An 18,621-nucleotide genomic window follows, 5' to 3' on the forward strand; every position below is an offset into this window, starting at 1 on the left:
CTCCGATCCCGTCACATCCTGCCTTCCGCGTCCAGATCCCTGCCGAGGTAGGCGCGCTGCACATCGCGATTCGAGAGCAGGTTTTCGGCTGTCCCTTCCAGGATGATCCTGCCGGTATCGAGAACGTACCCGCGATCGGCAATGCCGAGAGCGGCCCTGGCGTTCTGCTCGACGAGCAGGACCGTGTTCCCTTCATCGCGAAGCCTCGTGACGATCGAGAAGATGTCTTTCATGACCAGCGGCGCAAGCCCCATCGATGGCTCATCCATCATGACGAGCCTCGGACGGGCCATGAGCGCCCTTGCGATGGCGAGCATCTGCTGCTCGCCGCCCGAAAGTGTGCCGGCCAGCTGGTGTTCGCGCTCCCTCAGCAGGGGGAAGATCCCGTAGATGCGCTCGATGTCGTCTCTCACCGCCTCGCCTTGTTTTCTGCGGAATTGCGGGAATGCGCCGAGGAGGATGTTCTCCCTGACGGTCATGGGGGCGAAAAGCTGGCGTCCTTCTGGGACGAGCGAGCAGCCGAGAAAAACGATCTTCTCCGGAGGGAGCTTCCCGATTTCCCGCATCTCAAATAGAATTTCGCCCGAGCGCGCCCGGAGCAGTCCCGAAACGGTCCGGAGGAGCGTGGTCTTCCCGGCGCCGTTGGCCCCGATGATCGTCACGATCTCGCCGGTCCCGACGTGCATCGTGACCTTTCTCAGCACTTTCAGCCTGCCGTATCCCGACTCGACGTTCCTGATCCTCAGCATGCGATTCTCACTGGACTTCCCCCAGGTACACCCGGATCACCTCCCGGTTCCTCTGGATGGCAAGGGGACGGTCCTCGGCGATTTTCTCCCCGTAGCAGAGCACCACGACCTCATCCGAGATGTTCATGACGAGCGACATGTCGTGCTCCACGAGCAGGACGGTGATCCCCCTGTCGCGGACCTTGGCGATCCGCTTGCCCATGTCGATCGTTTCCCGCATGTTCAGTCCGGCCACGGGCTCATCGAGCAGGAGGAGCTGCGGCTCGCAGGCGAGCGCCCTGCCCAGCTCGACGACGCGCTGCTGCCCGTAGGCCAGGCTCGTCGCTTCCGCCTGCGCGCTGTCGGCGATGCCGAGAAGTTCCAGGATCTCGAAGCTCCTGTCCCGGATTCGCCGCTCCTCGCTCCACGTGAAGGGGAGGTTCAGCATGCCGGCGAGGAACCCCGCCCGGCTGTGGACATGCCGGCCGACCATGACGTTCTCCAGGACCGTCATCTTGGGGAAGAGCCGGATATGCTGGAACGTGCGCGCCATCCCGAGAGCGGCGATCTCGAAGGGCTGCAGGCCCTGGACCGCCGTCCCGTCGAACAGGATCCTGCCGCTGTCGGGCGGCAGGACCCCGGAGATCAGGTTGAAGAGCGTCGTCTTGCCCGCGCCGTTCGGCCCGATCAGCGCCTTGATCGACCCGCGCGCGACGTCGAAGGAAACCCCTCCCACGGCCTGGAGGCCGCCGAAGCGCTTGCTGACATCCCGGACCGAAAGGAGGGTCACGGCGCTTCCTCTTCGGAGCTCCCGGAAAAAATCCGCTTCAGGTCGCCGAAGAGATGCCGCCGCAGCAGCCCTTCCGGCGCGAAGAGCATGATCAGGATGAGGATCGCGCCGAAGACGGCGTCGTCGAAGGTCCCGAAATACCCCCGGAGCGAAAGGTAGTTCAACACGAGGCTCATCGAAAGGGCGCCCCACAGGTTCGCCATGCCGCCGGCCGCTACGATCGCGACGTATCGCACCGACTTCATGACCGACGCCTCCGACGGCCCGATTCCGCCGTTGTAATGGGTGAGGAGAACGCCTGCCAGGGCGGCGAAGACCGCGCTCAACACGAAGACGTTCAGCTTGTAGCGCGCCGTCGGGATCCCCACGGCATCCGCGGCGTCCTCGGCTCCGTGGATCGACGAAAGCGCCCTGCCCACCCTCGAATGGATCAGGTTGAGCAGGAGCACCATTCCCAAGATCACCAGCCCCCATGCCAGGTAGTAGTTGGGAATCCTCATGGAGGACTTGCCGGTGATTTCCAGCCCCGACAACAAGGGGAATCCCGGGACATCGGAGATCCCGTCCGCCGCGCCGAGAAATCCCGTTCCCAGGGCAATACGGTAAATGATGATGCCGAATCCGAGGGTCGCCATTGCGAGATAGTGGCCCTTGAGCTTCAGGACAGGGCCTCCAACGAGATAGGCGATGACAACCGCCGCGATGACTGCGACCGCGCAGGCAAGCCAGGGGTGGACATTCAGGAGGTCCCCTCCGTAGAGGTCGGGACGAGCAACGAGCACCCCCGACTTCGAAAGCATCGAGACGAAGAAATTCCCCTTCTGCTGCGACAGGTCACGGGTCGTCAGGAACGCCGTCAGATACCCCCCGATGGCGAAGAATCCGGCGTGTCCGAGCGAGATCTGGCCCGCGTACCCGATCAGCATGCACAGGCCGACGATGAGCAGCGAATAGTAGGCGGTCATGGTCAGCTGCGTCAGGTGATAGGTGCTGTCGGTGAGATGGGTCACCAGTTGGATGACGACGATGAAGACCGCGAAGGCGGCGACCGGAAGGATTCTCGCCTTCATCAGAACTCCTTGAGCCGGGCCGCCTCGGCGCTGCCGAAGATGCCGCTCGGCCGGACGAACAGGATGATGAGAAGGAGGGAAATCGAGATGGCCTCCTTGTACGCGGCGGGCAGGAACCATATGCTGAAGGACTCGAGGACCCCCAGGATCATGCCCGCGGCCACGGCGGCCACGCTGTTTCCGAGTCCGCCCAGGATGGCGACGGTGAAGCCCTTGATGGCCAACGGCGTCCCGCTGTCGTACTGGATGTAGGTGATGGGGCACACGACGCAGCCTGCGAGGGCGCCGATGGCGGCGCTGAGCATGAACGAGAGGGTTACCATGTTGCTAACGCTGATGCCGCACAGGCGCGCGGCGTCGCGGTTTGCCGAACATGCGCGCACCTGCCTGCCCAGGAGCGTGTAGTTGAAGAAGGCGGAAAGCCCCGCCACCGCGAGGGCGCTGACGCCGATGACCCACAGGACCTGGGGCGAGATGTACACTCCTCCGAGGTGGATGGAGGTCACAGAGCTGCCGGTGAAATAGGGAAGCGCCCGGACGCTTTCTCCCCAGACATGCAGGGCGGTTTCCCGGATCAGGATCGATATGCCGATGGTGATGATGATCATCCGCAGCACGGAAGGGCGGTGGAGCCACCGGATGAAGGTGATCTCGATGACCGCTCCGATGACCGTCGTCACCGCGACCGCGCCCAGGATGGCCACGGGCAGGGGCAGGAACCGGCTCAGCGTGACGGCGGTCATGCCGCCCAGCATGACGAACTCGCCCTGCGCGAAATTGATGATGCCGGTCGCGTTGTAGATGATATTGAACCCGATGGCGACGATTGCGTAGATCGTCCCGTAGGTGACGCCCGCCACGAGGTACTGAAAAAAGAAGTCCAGGTGCATCTCCTTCCATCCAGCGGTCGGGAGTCCCCGCTTATGGCGGGTACTCCCGACCGGAACGTCGGCGTTTCCGGCTATTTCTGCTTCAGGATGTCGAATTTCCCCTTCGTTACCGTCAGCATCTCGAAGGCATCGACGTTGAGGCCGTTATGGTCCGTCGCCGAGAAGTTGAAGATCCCGCCTGTGCCAATGACGCCCGTAAGCTGCTCGATGGCGGAACGGACCGCCTCCTTGTCGACGGATTTCGCCTTCTCGATCCCCTTCACGAGGATGATGAAGGCGTCATAGGCATGCCCTCCGAAGGTGCTCGCATCCTCCTTGTACCTGGACTCGTAGTCCTTCTTGTACTTGACGAGGAGCGCCTTCTGGGGATTGCTCTTCGGAAGCACGTCCGCAACGAGCAGCCGGCCGGCGGGGAAAAGCATCCCTTCGGCCGCCTCGCCCGCGGCCTCTACGTACTTGATGTTCCCGAACCCGTGGCTCTGGAAGATGGGGCCCTTGAACCCGATCTGGCGAGCGTTCTTGATCACGATCGCCTGCGCCGGCTCGATGGACCAGTTCAGGATCGCCTCGACCCCGGCAGCCTTGACCTTCGTCACCTCGGCCGTGAGGTCCGATGCGGCCTTGTCATACACTTCGTTAACCACGACCTTGATGCCGTGGTCCGGCGCGAGCTTCATGATCTGCGCCTCCCCCGCCTGGCCGAAGCCGGTGTTGCTCGACAGGACGCCGATCTTGGAGATCTTCATCATCTTCATCTGCTGGAAGATCTTGACGACCGCGTCGCTGTCCTTCTGCGGCGTCTTGAACACGTACTTCGCCACGGGGTTGACGATCGTCTCGGCCGCTGCGCAGGACAGAAGGATCGTCTTCCCCACCTCGGCGACGCTCTTGATCTTCATCGTCTCGCCGCTCGTCGAGGGGCCGATGATCGCGAACACCTTGTCCTCCTCGATCAGCTGCTTGGCGAACGAGAACGCCTTTTCCGGGCTGGCGCCGGAATCCTTGATGATGAGCTCGATCTTGTGTCCCTTGACGCCTCCCATCTTGTTCTGCTCCTCGACGAGCATCTCGAGGGTCTTCGCCTCAGGCGCCCCCAGGAACGACGCCGGGCCGGTGATCGATAAAATCGCCCCGATCTTGATCGGCTCCGCCGCCTGAACCGTCCCCGCGGCCAGCAGGACCACCGCCACGATTCCAAAAACCATTCCCCTTCTCATCGTCATCTCCCATCCTCCCTGTTTTTTTTTTACAGCGCGTACACTTCCTCCCCCCTCAAAATACGAACTCCGGCGTCGAGAAGCACCCGGATGGCCTTGTCCAGCTCGTCGAACCGGAAGATGATGATCGCGTTGTCCCCCGACCTCTGGACGAAGGCGTACATATATTCCACGTTGATCCCGGCGGCGTCCAGGATTTTCAGGATGCTCCCCAGGCCGCCCGGCTTGTCGGGCACCTCCAGGGCAATCACCTCCGTCTTGGCCACCGTGAACCCGCTCTCCTTCAGGACCGTCTTCGCCCGGTTGGTGTCGTTTACGATCAGGCGCAGGATCCCGAAGTCGGCGGTGTCGGCCAGCGAGAGCGCCCGGATGTTGACGCCCGACCGCGAGAGGATCCCCGTCACCTCCGCCAGGCGCCCCGACTTGTTCTCCAGGAAAATCGAAATCTGCTCGACCTTCATCGCATGCCCTCCTTAAATCTTCCGCTTGTCGATGACCCGCTTCGCTTTCCCTTCGCTGCGCTGGATCGTCTTCGGCTCGACGAGCTTCACCTTGCACGATACGCCCAGCAAGTCCTTGATGTCGTGCTCGATCCGGCGGGACAGCGCCTCCAGTCCCTTGATCGCGTCGGAGAAGATCGATTCATTGACCTCCACCTGGACCTCGAGGACATCCAGGGAGCCCTCTCGGGAGACGATCAGCTGATAGTGCGGCTCCACACCTTCCACATCCATCAGCACCGCCTCGATCTGGGACGGGAAGACGTTGACGCCGCGGATGATGAGCATGTCGTCCGTACGCCCCGAGATCCTTTCCATCCGGACGAGCGTCCTCCCGCAGGAACAGGGCGTGGGGATCAGCTTCGAGATGTCCCGCGTCCGGTATCGGATGACGGGAAAGGCCTCCTTCGTCACCGTGGTGAAGACCAGCTCGCCCGTCTCCCCGTAAGGCATGGCGTTTCCGGTTTCGGGATTGATGATCTCCGGAAGGAAATGGTCCTCCGAGATGTGGAGCCCGTGCTTCTCCTCGAGGCACTCGGAGGAGACGCCGGGACCGATGACCTCGGAGAGGCCGTAGATGTCGAGCGCGCTGATCTTTAGCTTCTTCTCGATTTCCTTGCGCATCGACTCGCTCCACGGCTCGGCGCCGAACATGCCGCACTTGAGGCGGAGCTTCCCCGGGTCGATCCCCTCCTCCGCCATCACCTCGGCGATGTTCAGCGCGTAGGAGGGGGTGCACAAAAGGATCGTGGACCCGAAATCCTGCATGATCATGATCTGGCGCTTGGTGTTTCCCCCCGACATCGGGATGACCGTGGCACCGATCTTCTCGGCGCCGTAGTGCGCGCCGAGGCCACCGGTGAACAGACCGTATCCGTAGGAGTTGTGCACCACGTCCCCGCTGGTCGCCCCGCCGCAGCAGAGGGTGCGAGCCATGAGCTCCGACCAGGTGTCGATGTCGCGCCGGGTGTACCCGACCACCACGGGCTTGCCCGTCGTCCCCGACGAGGCGTGGATCCGCACGACCCGCTCCATCGGTATGGCGAACATGCCGAAGGGGTAGGTGTCTCTCATGTCGTTCTTGTCGGTGAAGGGAAGCTTCGCCAGGTCGGAGAGCTTCCGGATGTCCCCGGGCTTGAACCCCGCTTCCGACAGCTTGGCCCGGTAGAACGGGACCGTGGCATAAACGCGGTCGACCTGCTCTCGCAGGCGCTTGACCTGCAGCGCCTCCATCGCTTCGCGCGGCAGCGTTTCGAACTCGTCGTTCCAGATCATCCCTTCTCCTCCGTGCGGGAGCGCCCCGAAAAGAGGGACCCTCCGGATGGAATTATCGCCCGGTCGCGAGCGTCGGCAGGATCCCACGCCCCGTGCGGAACGCCCGTATGTTCACCTCTACGATCTTCGCCGGCAGGGCGGCGCGCAACGCTTCGACGTAAGCCTCCTCCGCGAGCGGCAAAAAGTGGGAAGCCGCGCCCACCATCACGATGTTGACCGCCCGCACCTCGTGCAGCGAAAGGGCCGCCGCCAGCGCGTCGACCACGAACAGGTTCGGCGTGAACTCCCGGAGCCGCTCCTCGATCCGCGACGGATAGCGCTCCTTGCCCGTCGACACCGACGGCGGGAGGATCTCCTGCGCGTTGACGAGCGCCGCGCCGCCCGGGGACAGGTAGTGCGCGAACCGCAGGGCCTCCATCTTTTCGAAGGCGACCAGCAGGTCCGCGGTCCCGGGCTCGATGAGCGGGGAGTGGACTTTCTTTCCGAACCGCAGGTGAGTGGTGACGGCACCTCCGCGCTGGGCCATGCCGTGGACCTCGCTCTTCTTCACGTCGTACCCGGAGAGGAGAAACGCCTCGCACAGGACCTCGGAGGCCAGGAGGATCCCCTGCCCGCCGACGCCCGCAAGAAAGACGTTTCCCGCGCGGGCCTTGTTCAATCCTTCTTCTCCAGGATCGCCTTGAACTTGCACAGGGGAGGGCACTGGTTGCAGCCGTCGCACAGGAGGGGGTGGATCCGGGACATCCCCTTCTGGGCGGCCTTCTTTCCCGCCGCCACCGCCTCCTTGGTCGTGAACGGCACCCACTCGATGGCGGGGCAGCCGAGTTTGCCGCACGCCTTGCAGCCGGTGCACAGGTCCGGGATCACCTCATAGACCGGGCGCTTTTTCTTCCGGTGTTCGGGCAGGAGCACGCACGGCGCCTCGGTGATGACGACGGACGGCGCTTCCCGGGAGAGCTCCCGCCGGAGGACCGCCTCGGTCTGCGCCATGTCGTGCGGGTTGACCGTGTACACGTGCTCGACGCCGATCGCCCGGCACAGCCCCGGCAGGTCGAGCCGGTGGGTCGGATCCTCCATCAGCGTCCTGCCCGTCGCGGGGTTCTCCTGGGCGCCCGTCATCGCGGTGGTCCGGTTGTCCAGGATAATCACCGTGGTGAAGCCGCGGTTGTAGACGATGTCGATGAGCCCTGTTATCCCGGAGTGGATGAAGGTGGAATCTCCGATGACCGCGACGACTTTTCCCAGCGCCGCCTTCCCCAGCGCCTTCTCGATGCCGAACGCATTCCCGATGGAGGCGCCCATGCAGACGCAGGTGTCCATCCCCCCCAGCGGGGGCAGCGCCGCGAGAGTGTAGCAGCCGATGTCCCCCGCAACGATGACTTTCAGCTTGGTGAGGACATAAAACAGCCCGCGGTGCGGACAGCCCGGGCAGAGGTTGGGGGGGCGGGACGGAACTTCTTCCCGTGGATGCACCGGCGCGCTCCCCCCGGCGATCCCTTCCCGGACGATCCGGGGGTCGAGCTCGCCGACGAGGGGAATCCGCTCCTTCCCCTGCACCGGTATGCCCAACGCCTTCACGTGCGTCTCGATGTGGGGATCGAGCTCCTCAACGACCACGAGCCGCGTTACCCCCGCCGCGAACTCGCGGATGAGCCGTGAAGGCAGGGGATGCGCCATCCCCAGCTTCAGGACGGAGGCGTCGGGAAACGCCTCCCGGACGTACTGGTAGGAAACCCCGGCGGTGATCACCCCCAGCGAACGGTCCCCCCACTCGATCCGGTTGCCGGGAAACGTTTCCGCGAACTCCGCAAGCGCCCGCATCCGCTCTTCCACGAGAACGTGGCGCGCCCTGGCGTTCTGGGGGAGCATGACCCACTTGGACGTGTCGCGGACGAAACCGGGGGGGAACGCCGCCCCGGCCACCTCTCCGAGCCGGACCGTTCCCTTGGCGTGGGAGATGCGGGTCGTCGTCCGCAGGAAAACGGGAGTGTCGAACTCCTCCGACAGCGCGAAGGCGATCCTCGTGAACTCCTTTGCCTCCTCCGAGTCGGAGGGCTCGAGCATGGGGATCTTGGCCGCCACCGCGTAATGCCGGTTGTCCTGCTCGTTCTGGGAGGAGTGCATTTCCGGGTCGTCCGCGGTGACGATGACGAACCCGCCCCGCACGCCGGTGTAGGACGCGGTGAAGATCGGGTCCGCCGCCACGTTGACGCCCACGTGCTTCATGGCCGCAAGCGCCCGCGCGCCGGCCATCGAGGCCCCGAGGGCGACCTCCACCGCCACCTTTTCGTTGGGGGCCCACTCCGCGTACACCCCCTCGTACCGGGCGAGGTTCTCCAGGATCTCCGTGCTCGGCGTCCCGGGATAGGCGGAGGCGACCTTGACCCCCGCTTCGAAGGCACCGCGGGCGATGGCCTCGTTTCCGGACAGAAGTTTGATGAGCTGTCTTGCCGGTACGGACAACGGTTTCCTCTTCTTTCCCCATGGAATATAAGGAAATTAAGTTAGCACATCGTCCCGCCTCTTTCAAATCCGGCGGGAGGAAATTCTGCTATACTGTGCCAAATTTACCGAGGGAGATTTCACCATGAAAATCGGGGTACTGACGGGCGGGGGGGATTGCCCGGGGCTGAACGCCGTCATCCGCGCCGTCGTCCGGAAGTCGGATGCCTACGATTCGCGTGTGATCGGCATCCGGAACGGCTGGAAGGGTCTGGTCGAGTTGGCCCCAATGGACCTCGATATAAAGATGGTTTCCGGTATCCTGCACATCGGGGGAACGATCATCGGAACTTCCCGCACCAATCCCTTCAAGGACCCATCCGGCCCCGACATGGTGCTGCGGAACTTCCGGCTTCTGGGGCTCGACGCCATGGTCGCGATCGGCGGGGAGGACACCCTCGGCGCGGCGAGCAAACTCTACGAGAAGGGCCTGCCGGTCGTCGGCGTCCCCAAGACGATCGACAACGACCTTTCCGGCACCGACTTTACGTTCGGCTTCGACACGGCGGTCAGCATCGCAACCGACGCCATCGACCGGATCCATACCACGGCCGAATCGCACAACCGGGTCATGGTGGTGGAGGTGATGGGACGCAACGCCGGGTGGATCGCCACCTTCTCGGGAATCGCCGGCGGGGCGGACGTCGTCCTCATCCCCGAGAAGCGGATCGACCTCGACGAAGTATGCGACCTGATTCTCCGGCGCCACAGCCGCGGGAAGAGCTTCAGCATCGTTGTCGTCGCCGAGGGGGCGAAATTCGCGGAGAAGCCCGGTACGGACCCGCAGCTCATCGTCCAGGAGACCAAGACCGACGAGTTCGGACACGTCCGCCTGGGCGGGATCTCCCAGCTCCTCGCCGGGGAGATCGAAAAGCGTACGCGGTTCGAGACCCGCTGGGTCGTGCTCGGCCACATCCAGCGCGGCGGCTCGCCGACGGCCCACGACCGGGTCCTCGCCACACGTTTCGGCATCTTCGCCACCGAGATGGTGCACCGGGGCGAGTTCGGGAAGATGGCCGCGCTCCAGGGGAACCGGATCGTCGCCGTCCCCCTGGCGGAGGCGACCGCCCAGATCAAGACGGTAGACATGGGGCTGTACGCCATCGCCGAGGAGTTTTTCGGCTAAATCAGTTTTCCGCGGGCGTCGAAGGCGCCCGGGTAATGCCGAATGAGGGTGTCCGGCCCCGTCCCGACGACGGCGACGACGTCGAAGCGGGCCTCCCTCCACGAATCCCACGGGATTCGGCTGATGTACTCCCTCGCCGTGGAGACAATCCTGCGCCGTTTGGCCAGCCCCACCGTCTCCTCCGGTGCGCCGAATTCTTCCCCTTCCCGGAAGCGGACCTCGACGAAGACCAGGATGTCCCCCTCCCGCGCAACGATGTCGACCTCTCCTCCCCGGACTTGGAAATTGCGCTCCACGATCCGCATCCCACTCGCCTCGAGGAACGCGCAGGCCGCCGCTTCCGCTTCGGCCCCTGACTCCCGCGTGGACTCGGGGGGGAAACTCATGGTTGGGTTCTCACTCCGCGGAAGGTCTTCCTGTGGATCGGGCAGGGACCCAGATTGCGGAGGGCCGCGAGGTGTTTGCGGGTCGGGTACCCTTTGTGGGAGGAGAAACCGTAGCCGGGGTACACGCGGTCGAACTCCTCCATCATTTCGTCCCTTGCAACCTTGGCCAGGATGGAAGCCGCCATCACCGAGAGGCAGCGGGAATCCCCGGCCACCAGCGTCTCCTGCGATACGGCGCACGGAACCGGGAACGTTCCGTCGACGTAGAGGAAATCGGGCGGTGGAAAAAGACGCTCGACGGCCCGCCGCATGGCGAGCAGCGAGGCCCGCAGGATGTTGACCTCTTCGATCTCTTCGGGGGTGGAATGGGCGACGGCAAAGGAAACCGCCTCCGCCGTGATCCGGGTGTGCGCACGCTTCCGTGCGGCGGGGGAAAGAGCCTTCGAATCGCGGATCCCCTCGGGGCGAAACCCCGGCGGGAGGATGACGGCGGCCGCTACGACCGGGCCGGCCAGCGGCCCCCGTCCGGCCTCGTCGACGCCGGCGATCGCGCGATACCCCATCGCGCGGGCCCGGGTCTCGAAGCTATCCAACGGGGGAACCCTACTCTTTGCTCTCCGTCGTTTCCGGTGCCGCCGCGACTTCCGTTGGGGCAGTCCCCTCCACCGGGCGCTCCGGGGTCCCTTCGGCGGGGACGGCGACCCCTTTCTTCCCCAGCCAGTCCTTCTTCTCGCGGATGCGCGCCTTCTTTCCGGACACCTCGCGCAGGAAGAAGAGCTTCGCCCGGCGGACGTCCCCCTTCTTCTTGACGACGATCTTTTCGAGGAGCGGGGAGTGCATCGGGTACGTCCGCTCTACTCCCACTCCATAGGACTCCTTACGGACCTTGAAGGTGGTGGAAACGCCGTTGCGGTGGAAACCGATGACGATCCCCTCGAAGTACTGGACGCGCTCCTTCTCGCCTTCCTTGATGCGCGAGTACACGCGGATCGTGTCCCCCACTTTGAATACCGGCAGATTGCTTCGAAGTTGCGATTTTTCCACTTCCTTGAGGAGACTCATGGCGGTACCCCTTCCATCCGTCGGTTCCAGAGGATAAACAAGACCCTAAAGTCTATTCCACGCCCTTGCCGGGTGTCAACTTTTTATTGGCGAGATCGGGGCGTCTTTCCACGGTCCGCCGCGTAGCCTCCTCGCGGCGCCATTTCTCGATCGCGGCGTGATCCCCCGAGAGGAGCACGTCCGGCACCGCGTGGCCGCGGAACGTGCGCGGGCGGGTATATTGCGGCGCCTCGAGCAGCCCCTCCTCGAAGGAATCGCGGGAGGAGGCCAGTGGATCCCCCAGCACGCCGGGGAGGAACCGCGCCACCGCGTCGACGAGAACGAGCGCGGGCAGCTCCCCGCCGGTCAGGACGTAATCGCCGATGGAGACTTCCAGGTCGGCCAGGTGGTCCGCCACGCGCTGGTCGACCCCCTCGTAGCGCCCGCAGACCAGGATCAGGTGATCCTCCGCGGACAGCTTCCGGGCGAGCGCCGAAGTGAGGGGTTCCCCGTGGGGGGAGAGCAGGACGGCCTTCCCGGGCCCGAACCGCTCCCTCAAGGCTTCCACCCCCGCGAAGATCGGCTCCGGCTTCATCACCATTCCGCCGCCCCCCCCGAACGGCGGCTCGTCGGTCACACGGTGCTTGCCCGCAGCGAAATCCCGAAGGTCGTGCACCTCGACCGTCAGGAACCCCGCTTCCCTGGCCTTGGAAAGAATGCTGTGGTCGAGCGGCCCGGAAACGATCCCGGGAAAAAGCGTAAGGATATCAACTCGCATCCAGCCACCCCTCCGGGGGGGTCACGACGATGCGGCGTCCCGCAACGTCCACTTCCCGGACAAATTCCGAAACGACCGGCAGGAGCGCCTCCCCTCCTCCGGAACGGCGGATTTCCAGCCAGTCGTGGGCGGGGCCGGAAACGACGCCTGCCACGCGGCCGATGGGGACGCCGTCCGCGGCGATCACCGCGCACCCGACGAGGTCGACGACGAAGTACTCATCTTCCCCCGGCGGCGGAAGTTCCTTCCTGCGGACGAAGACGCGGGCCCCGACCAGCTCCCTCGCAGCTTCCAGGGTTTCGATCCCCTTCAACGAAAAAACGGCACAGCCCCCCGACCGCTGTGCCGCGTTCACCTCGAATCCGCGTCCTCCCGAACCGCCCAGATCCGGCTTCCCGCATAAGCGCAGGGAACGCGCCGCGAGAAGTCCAGACGGGTTGCCGGAGATCGCCTTCACCTTTATGCCGCCCGCCACCCCATGCACGGCGACAACCTTTCCGACCTCCAGGAAGGCCTGCGCCGCGGCGCTTTCATCACGCGACAGCCGGTTTCTCCCGCTTCCCGTCCAGGAACTTCTTCCAGACGCCCGCCTTCTTGAGCAGGCTCTTGACCGTCTCCGTCGGCTGCGCCCCCTTGCGGAGCCACCGCAAGATCAGCTGTTCGTCCACCTGAAAACGGGCAGGGTTCTCCCTCGGGTTATAGGTGCCGACCCTTTCGAGGAACTTGCCGTCCCGGGGAGCCTCGGAGTCCGCCACCACCACCCGGTAGGAAGGAAGCTTCTTCCTGCCCGTCCGCGTCAGCCGGATCTTTACCGCCATCTCATAAACCTCCCGCGTCTTTGGATGAACCTCAATGTACCATGGATCCTATCGGAAAAACGGCAGGTTCCTTCCCGGTTTCCGGTTTCCGGCCTGCGAGAACCGTTTGATCATCTGCTCGGCCTGCTGGAAACTCTTGAGGAGGCGGTTGACCTCCTGGACCGTGGTCCCGCTTCCCAGGGCGATCCGCTTCCTGCGGCTCCCGTTCAGGATCTTCACGTTGTGCCTCTCCTCCCGGGTCATCGAGTCGATGATCGCCAGGGTCCGCCGAAGTTCCGCTTCGTCCGGGGCCGCCCCTTTTAGCTCCTTGAGCTTGCCTCCCATCCCCGGGATCATCCCGAGGAGGTCCTCCATCGACCCCATCTTCCGAACCCTCAAGAGCTGATCCCGGAAATCTTCGAGGGTGAACTGGCTCTTGCGGAGCTTGCGCTCGAGCTCCCGGGCCTGCTTCTCGTCGATGGTCTCCTGCGCCTTCTCGACGAGCGTCAGGATGTCTCCCATCCCCAGGATGCGGGAGGCCATCCGGTCGGGGAAGAACGGCTCGAGCGCGTCGAGCTTCTCCCCGACGCCCACGAACTGGATCGGGGCGCCGGTGACCGCGCGGATGGAGAGCGCGGCCCCGCCCCGGGCGTCGCCGTCCATCTTGGTGAGGACGACGCCGGTGAGCGAAAGTTTCCGATGGAACGCCTTCGCGACATTGACGGCATCCTGTCCCGTCATGGCGTCGGCGACCAGGAGGATGTCCGCCGGATCGACCGCGGCCTTGATCCGGCGCAGCTCCTCCATCAGCTCCTCGTCGATGTGGAGCCTTCCCGCGGTGTCGAGGAGGACGGTGTCGTAGCCGTTCCGGTCGGCGTATAGGACCGCCTCCCGGCAGATCTCGACCGGGTCGGCCCCCGAGTGGCTGTCGAAGACCGGGACCCCGATCTGGCTCCCCAGGATCTTGAGCTGCTCGATGGCCGCCGGGCGGTAGACATCGGCGGGGACCAGGAAGGGGCTCCTCTTCTTTTTCTGCAGGAAGAGGGCGAGCTTTCCGCAGGAGGTCGTCTTGCCCGATCCCTGCAGCCCGACGAGCATGACAGGGACCGGCGGGCGTCGCGCGAGGTCAAGCTCCTGCGCCTGTCCTCCCATCATCTTCGCCATCTCGGCGTGGACGATCTTGATGAAATGCTGGTCGGGAGTCAGGGAGGCGAGGACCTCCGCGCCCAGCGCCTTCTCCTTGATCGCCGCGGTGAAGTCCTTGACGACGTTGTAGTTGACATCGGCTTCCAGGAGCGCCAGCCGCACCTCGCGCAGCGCACTCTCGATATTCCCTTCCGAGATGCGGCCCTGCCCGCGAAGCGTCTTTAAAACACCCTGGAACTTTTCCGTCAGATTCTCGAACATTATGGGCGCACTCGTCCCCCGCGAAGTCGAATTCGATAACTTACGGGAATTATACCGCTAACGTCAATCCGAAAATCATCGGCCCTGCCGGGATTAAAAAGTTTAAGAACGTCCCCGCTTAAGTAAAAACCCCCCGGGGGAGGGCCCCCCGGGGGGTTCGTCGTGCGTTGGGTTACCGCCCGCGTTACTTAGAACGCGTAGTTCAGGCGGGCGTACAGGGCGTACAGGTTGTCCGGCGACGGAGAACCGGCCACTTTGTAGCCGTCGCCCAGCCACGCATAGGCGCCGAAGAGGCCGAAGTCGAGCCCCTTCATGATGTTGTAGTTCACGTTCGCGTTGATCTCGGTGCCCATACTCTTGCTGACGTTCAAGTTCGTCCCCGCGAGTGCCGCCGGGGCGAGCTGGTTGGCCCGGAGGTACCCGGCGCCGACCTTGGCGGTCGTTTTGTCGTTGAGCTTCATCGAAGCGCCGGCGGCGATGAAGGTCGCGCCCAGCCGCACGCCGTTCATCGCGTACCCCCCGGCGGCCCGGTTGTTGTTCGTCGTGTACGTCAGGTTCCGGGAGGTGTTGATGTCGTCCCCGTTCGGCCCGAGGATCTGCATGTCAAAGCTTGTGGGTTGGGAGGAGCTGGAAAATATCTTGAAGTCTTCCGCAACGACCACGCCTTCGATCTTGTCCGTGGTGCCCGGCTTGTCGCCGCTCGTGTACAGCCCCTCGAGGAAGACCTTCGCCGGGCCGACGTTGGCGTCGACCCGCACGTCGCCCGCGTAGCCGCCGAACTTCGTCTTCGCGGCGCCGCTGTCATAGACCCGGTCGCCGAACTGCGCGAAGGCGAACCCGGAGACCTTCACCACGCCTGCGTTGAAATCGACGTTCACGCCCGGCATGTAAATCTTCGTCACGCCCGGCACGACAATCTTCGTCACGCCCGGCACGACCTGGACGCCGCCGAGGTAACCCGGGCCGGGGGTGCTGGTTTCACCCGAAGTGGCACCCAGCGCATCCGCGCCGTCCCGGATGAAGTAGAAGTTCAGGCCCACGTTCAGGTTCTTCGTCGGGGCGAGCTTCCCCTCGGCGATGAAGATCAGGGAGTCGTCCGCCTGGTTGGTATCCCGCTCCCATGGGGTGAAGCCGCCGACCCTGAAGGAGAGGGGCTCGAACTTGAAGGTGGACATCACCCCCGCCACGTCGGCGGCGCCTATGAAGACGCCGCGGTACGGGTCGCTCACGTTCTGGAGCCCGACCGTGAAGTCGGCGCTGGTATTGGGAAGCTTGAACCAAAGGTAGGCGTTCTTGGCCTCGAGGTTGATCGAGTCACCCTGGATCGCTCCGCCCTGGTTACGGGCGACCTGGCCGGAGGCGTCGCCCCACATCATGTCCTGCTCGAGGAACAGCACCGCCTTCACGTTTTCCACGCCCGTCGTGAACTTCAGGCGAAGGCGCTGCTCGACGTAGGAGCTCGTCGATGAGGCATCCGCCGGGGTCGGGTTCACATAATTCGCTGAGGTGTAATTCTTGATGTTGGACACGTACCCCTTTGAGCGGTAGTACCCTAAAAGTTCGTGGTCGGCCAAAGCCGGCAGTGCTAACACCGCCACCAGGACAGTTGCAAACAAGACCGTCAAGCCTTTCCGCATGTTTCCCTCCTTGGAAAATTTAATCTGCCTGTCTTCTCCTCCAAAGAAAGCAACAACCACTTGCGTCGAAATCCTCGATTGCCCGAAACCACCTCCTCCCGTCGCGATCCGGTTTTCCTATCGTCTACCTTATGTCGACATCCGGGGCCCTTCCCCGGGGCGAAGTTGCGGGAAACTGGTTTTTTTCGAACGGGATGTTACCACATCGGGGCCCGCCGTGTCAGGAAAATCCGCGGGAGCCCGCCCCCATCGATTCTGCGTTCTATTCCGGCTGGAGCAACACCAGCCGGCTGACCCGGTCTTTGAAGGCCGACCCGGCCTGCTCGATAACCGAGGCGATCACCTTCCCCCCCCGGCGGAAACCTCCGGGGGGCAGCACGTCCACCCCGGAGTAGAAGAAATCGCTCTTGGGAGAGCCCGCCCTCTCGGTGAACCCTCCGCCCTCCTTTTTCAAGATCACAATGCGCGACGACTCGAAAGTCCCGATTACGCTTTGCAGGACCCCTTTCCGGACCTCCGTCGTCACAACCATGGGGTCCCCCTTCGGTCCGACGACCACCCGCGGAGCACGCCGGAGCGGATACATCGCCCGCCGTCCTTCCAGTCGGTTCACTTCCCCGTACTCGAACCCGTCCGCCGCCGCGCCGAACTTTTCCTTGGATCGGTATGCGCTCTTCCCCTTGGGGTCGAGGACCCGCAGGTGTTCTTCCACGTCCACGTACAACCACTGCCACTCGTTTCCGAGGAGGACCGGAGAAAGGCTGTAGACGCCGCCGCTGGACAGGGGAAGGATCGAAACGTCGAGGGGCAACACCTCCCCTTCCACAAGCGTCTTCCCGTTCCACTTCATGGCGTGGATCTTCCCCTGGAACGGCTCGCTGAAACCTCGGCGCTGGCCGGCAATGACGGTCCGGCCGTTCCAGTCCCGCAGAGCCACGAGATGATACGGGGTGGTCCCCGGGATCTCCACGAATCCGTCTCCCTTTCGCAGCAGCACGAAGGACGAAAGGTTCTCCGCATCCCGGTCGGTGACGACCAGGTCCTTCTTCCCGTCCCCGTCGAGATCGACAGCCTCAACATTCAGGAAATGGTGAGAAATTCCGCGGCTGATGCGGGTGTACGGGAGGACCTCGCTCCCCTTCACCCGGTACACGTAAATGGTGTGCCGCCCGAAGGCGACGACCTCCCCGTTCCCCTCCGTGTCCACATCCCCGGTAACGACCCCGTAGAGTTCGTCCGCGATCTTGTCGGACTCCGAGACCCTCCGGAGGGTGGAAGGAGACCACCCCTCGGCGGGCGCGACGGGAGCCGGGGTGGGAGCGGTAGCCGCGGCCAGGAGAGGGACCGGAACCAGGGGTTCGGCGATCGGTGCTACGGCAATCGCCTGCGTCCCGCCCGGCGCCGGGACCACGACCGGTGCTGGCGAGGCCACGGTCCGGGACGCCCCCTGCACGCCGAAGAGCTTCTCCGCGATCTCACCCGACAGGAGCCCCATCTGCGCGATGATGTCGTCCTCCGTCGCCGCGGCGGCGAAAAACGCACCGGCCGTCTTCCCCGTAGCGAGGTCGAGGGCGGTGATGTCGATGCTGTAGCCTTTCCCGAGCTTCGCTACCGTCCCCTGGAGCAGGAGGGCCGTCTTCGCTTCCCTCGCAGCCTCCGCCGGAGGGTTTTCCCCTGATGGAAGCAGGACCACCTCAGCACCGGAAATCGCCATCAGGCGCGAAGACAGGAGACGCGGCAGGACGGCAACGGTCTGCCGGATGTCTTCCTTGGCAAGGGAAGTGAAGGAAGCGATGGCGACGCTGCGGGGGAAATCGGCCGGAAGGGCGGAGGCGGCGCCAAGGCAGAACGACAGGACGAGAAAGGCCCGTAAGAGCCGTGAAGCGATTTTCTCCTTCCCCCACATATCGGTGAAAATGTACCAGAGCCCGAAGAGGAAGGTCAAACAAAAACCGCATCTAAATAACATCGGGACGGGAAGGAGACGCCCCGTGGAAAGGCGGGGATAGGGAAATGGAAACATCGGTTCGACCGATCATGGCCGCATTGGCGGCGATTTTCGTAATCTTCCTGTTCGGCGGAACGGAAAGCTCCCTCGGTTCCGATGCAGGAGGGGGGGAAGTCTTTCGTTGCTGACCTACGACATCAACCTCGGTGCCGCGGACCGGGTTTTCACCACCGTGGAATTCGAGGTACCGTCGGTGGCCGTCGATTTGGACGGAGACGGCCGGATGGAGGTGGTGGCCATCGTCTCCGGGGGGTCCGGCCTTTCCGGAATCGGGTCAGGCGTCCGGAAAAGCTGGCTGGCGACCTTGGAATATCGCGAGGGATGATCGCCGCGGTTCCCCGTCCTGATCCTACGCAATGTGAATTTTTTTTTCGCGGAAAACATCTAATACAATACGAAAGGGGGAAAGTACAATGCGCGGCAGGATACAGGCGTTCGGATATCTCATCGTTCCCGTGATCCTCCTCCT

20 protein-coding genes are annotated in these 18,621 nt (G+C 64.0%); 2 read left to right on the plus strand and 18 right to left on the minus strand.

Annotated features, from left to right (window positions below; translation table 11 throughout):
- Nucleotides 1-11: 11 nt before the first annotated feature.
- The 9 genes from livF to A2Z13_06605 form a co-directional block, all read right to left on the minus strand.
- The gene (gene livF / locus A2Z13_06565; GenBank protein OGP80390.1) at nt 12-749 is read right to left on the minus strand and encodes a branched-chain amino acid ABC transporter ATP-binding protein; all 738 of its coding nucleotides are present in this window, start codon (nt 747-749) and stop codon (nt 12-14) included.
- Between the two features lie 7 nt (nt 750-756).
- On the minus strand, nt 757-1,518 hold the full coding sequence (gene livG / locus A2Z13_06570; protein OGP80391.1) for a high-affinity branched-chain amino acid ABC transporter ATP-binding protein LivG: 762 nt from the start codon (nt 1,516-1,518) through the stop codon (nt 757-759).
- The gene (locus tag A2Z13_06575; GenBank protein OGP80392.1) at nt 1,515-2,588 is read right to left on the minus strand and encodes a branched-chain amino acid ABC transporter permease; all 1,074 of its coding nucleotides are present in this window, start codon (nt 2,586-2,588) and stop codon (nt 1,515-1,517) included. Before A2Z13_06575 ends, livG begins: the two co-directional genes overlap by 4 nt.
- Nucleotides 2,588-3,478 (minus strand): ABC transporter permease, encoded by an 891-nt coding sequence (locus tag A2Z13_06580; GenBank protein OGP80393.1) that lies wholly within the window; start codon nt 3,476-3,478, stop codon nt 2,588-2,590. The genes A2Z13_06575 and A2Z13_06580 overlap by 1 nt, the downstream gene beginning before the upstream one ends.
- 71 nt (nt 3,479-3,549) lie before the next feature.
- Nucleotides 3,550-4,701 (minus strand): branched-chain amino acid ABC transporter substrate-binding protein, encoded by a 1,152-nt coding sequence (locus tag A2Z13_06585; GenBank protein OGP80394.1) that lies wholly within the window; start codon nt 4,699-4,701, stop codon nt 3,550-3,552.
- Between the two features lie 23 nt (nt 4,702-4,724).
- Entirely contained in the window at nt 4,725-5,156 is a 432-nt protein-coding gene (locus A2Z13_06590) for an amino acid-binding protein (GenBank protein OGP80395.1), read from the minus strand.
- Nucleotides 5,157-5,168: 12 nt separating this feature from the next.
- The gene (locus A2Z13_06595; GenBank protein OGP80396.1) at nt 5,169-6,470 is read right to left on the minus strand and encodes a phenylacetate--CoA ligase; all 1,302 of its coding nucleotides are present in this window, start codon (nt 6,468-6,470) and stop codon (nt 5,169-5,171) included.
- A 52-nt stretch (nt 6,471-6,522) separates the two neighbouring features.
- Nucleotides 6,523-7,128 (minus strand): indolepyruvate oxidoreductase subunit beta, encoded by a 606-nt coding sequence (locus A2Z13_06600; GenBank protein OGP80397.1) that lies wholly within the window; start codon nt 7,126-7,128, stop codon nt 6,523-6,525.
- Nucleotides 7,125-8,933: an indolepyruvate ferredoxin oxidoreductase subunit alpha gene (locus tag A2Z13_06605; GenBank protein ID OGP80398.1), complete on the minus strand. Its 1,809-nt coding sequence runs from the start codon at nt 8,931-8,933 to the stop codon at nt 7,125-7,127. Before A2Z13_06605 ends, A2Z13_06600 begins: the two co-directional genes overlap by 4 nt.
- A 124-nt stretch (nt 8,934-9,057) precedes the next feature.
- On the opposite strand from A2Z13_06605, the gene A2Z13_06610 reads away from it, so the two are divergent.
- Complete coding sequence (locus A2Z13_06610) at nt 9,058-10,098, plus strand: pyrophosphate--fructose-6-phosphate 1-phosphotransferase (GenBank protein ID OGP80399.1); 1,041 nt, start codon at nt 9,058-9,060, stop codon at nt 10,096-10,098.
- On the opposite strand, the gene A2Z13_06615 is transcribed toward A2Z13_06610, so the two are convergent.
- The 9 genes from A2Z13_06615 to A2Z13_06655 all read right to left on the minus strand — a co-directional run bounded on the left by A2Z13_06615 (nt 10,095) and on the right by A2Z13_06655 (nt 18,089).
- A complete protein-coding gene (locus A2Z13_06615) occupies nt 10,095-10,484 on the minus strand; it encodes a YraN family protein (protein ID OGP80400.1) in 390 nt (129 codons plus the stop codon). The genes A2Z13_06610 and A2Z13_06615 overlap by 4 nt on opposite strands.
- Complete coding sequence (locus A2Z13_06620) at nt 10,481-11,077, minus strand: ribonuclease HII (GenBank protein OGP80401.1); 597 nt, start codon at nt 11,075-11,077, stop codon at nt 10,481-10,483. The genes A2Z13_06615 and A2Z13_06620 overlap by 4 nt, the downstream gene beginning before the upstream one ends.
- 10 nt (nt 11,078-11,087) lie before the next feature.
- Nucleotides 11,088-11,546: a 50S ribosomal protein L19 gene (locus tag A2Z13_06625; GenBank protein OGP80402.1), complete on the minus strand. Its 459-nt coding sequence runs from the start codon at nt 11,544-11,546 to the stop codon at nt 11,088-11,090.
- 52 nt (nt 11,547-11,598) lie between these two features.
- The gene (locus A2Z13_06630) at nt 11,599-12,303 is read right to left on the minus strand and encodes a tRNA (guanosine(37)-N1)-methyltransferase TrmD (protein ID OGP80403.1); all 705 of its coding nucleotides are present in this window, start codon (nt 12,301-12,303) and stop codon (nt 11,599-11,601) included.
- Nucleotides 12,293-12,778: a 16S rRNA processing protein RimM gene (locus tag A2Z13_06635; protein OGP80404.1), complete on the minus strand. Its 486-nt coding sequence runs from the start codon at nt 12,776-12,778 to the stop codon at nt 12,293-12,295. Before A2Z13_06635 ends, A2Z13_06630 begins: the two co-directional genes overlap by 11 nt.
- A 58-nt stretch (nt 12,779-12,836) precedes the next feature.
- Complete coding sequence (locus tag A2Z13_06640; GenBank protein ID OGP80405.1) at nt 12,837-13,121, minus strand: 30S ribosomal protein S16; 285 nt, start codon at nt 13,119-13,121, stop codon at nt 12,837-12,839.
- 48 nt (nt 13,122-13,169) lie between these two features.
- Nucleotides 13,170-14,507, minus strand: coding sequence for a signal recognition particle protein (locus A2Z13_06645; GenBank protein ID OGP80406.1), 1,338 nt, complete (start codon nt 14,505-14,507; stop codon nt 13,170-13,172).
- Nucleotides 14,508-14,695: 188 nt separating this feature from the next.
- Complete coding sequence (locus A2Z13_06650) at nt 14,696-16,144, minus strand: hypothetical protein (GenBank protein OGP80407.1); 1,449 nt, start codon at nt 16,142-16,144, stop codon at nt 14,696-14,698.
- Between the two features lie 262 nt (nt 16,145-16,406).
- A complete protein-coding gene (locus tag A2Z13_06655; protein ID OGP80408.1) occupies nt 16,407-18,089 on the minus strand; it encodes a hypothetical protein in 1,683 nt (560 codons plus the stop codon).
- A 184-nt stretch (nt 18,090-18,273) separates the two neighbouring features.
- Here A2Z13_06655 and A2Z13_06660 point away from each other — a divergent pair, with 184 nt between their 5' ends.
- On the plus strand, nt 18,274-18,477 hold the full coding sequence (locus A2Z13_06660; protein OGP80409.1) for a hypothetical protein: 204 nt from the start codon (nt 18,274-18,276) through the stop codon (nt 18,475-18,477).
- Nucleotides 18,478-18,621: the final 144 nt, after the last annotated feature.

Source organism: Deltaproteobacteria bacterium RBG_16_64_85, from assembly GCA_001798885.1.
Classification (GTDB): domain Bacteria; phylum Desulfobacterota; class Deferrimicrobia; order Deferrimicrobiales; family Deferrimicrobiaceae; genus FEB-35.

Coding starts and splice junctions, on each gene's coding strand:
- A2Z13_06575 (OGP80392.1), bottom strand. CDS start 2,588: ATGAAGGCGAGAATCCTTCCGGTCGCCGCCTTCGCGGTCTTCATCGTC.
- A2Z13_06650 (OGP80407.1), bottom strand. CDS start 16,144: ATGCGGAAAGGCTTGACGGTCTTGTTTGCAACTGTCCTGGTGGCGGTG.
- livF (OGP80390.1), bottom strand. CDS start 749: ATGCTGAGGATCAGGAACGTCGAGTCGGGATACGGCAGGCTGAAAGTG.
- A2Z13_06610 (OGP80399.1), top strand. CDS start 9,058: ATGAAAATCGGGGTACTGACGGGCGGGGGGGATTGCCCGGGGCTGAAC.
- A2Z13_06595 (OGP80396.1), bottom strand. CDS start 6,470: ATGATCTGGAACGACGAGTTCGAAACGCTGCCGCGCGAAGCGATGGAG.
- A2Z13_06590 (OGP80395.1), bottom strand. CDS start 5,156: ATGAAGGTCGAGCAGATTTCGATTTTCCTGGAGAACAAGTCGGGGCGC.
- A2Z13_06630 (OGP80403.1), bottom strand. CDS start 12,303: ATGCGAGTTGATATCCTTACGCTTTTTCCCGGGATCGTTTCCGGGCCG.
- A2Z13_06640 (OGP80405.1), bottom strand. CDS start 13,121: ATGGCGGTAAAGATCCGGCTGACGCGGACGGGCAGGAAGAAGCTTCCT.
- A2Z13_06580 (OGP80393.1), bottom strand. CDS start 3,478: ATGCACCTGGACTTCTTTTTTCAGTACCTCGTGGCGGGCGTCACCTAC.
- A2Z13_06615 (OGP80400.1), bottom strand. CDS start 10,484: ATGAGTTTCCCCCCCGAGTCCACGCGGGAGTCAGGGGCCGAAGCGGAA.
- A2Z13_06585 (OGP80394.1), bottom strand. CDS start 4,701: ATGACGATGAGAAGGGGAATGGTTTTTGGAATCGTGGCGGTGGTCCTG.
- A2Z13_06625 (OGP80402.1), bottom strand. CDS start 11,546: ATGAGTCTCCTCAAGGAAGTGGAAAAATCGCAACTTCGAAGCAATCTG.
- A2Z13_06645 (OGP80406.1), bottom strand. CDS start 14,507: ATGTTCGAGAATCTGACGGAAAAGTTCCAGGGTGTTTTAAAGACGCTT.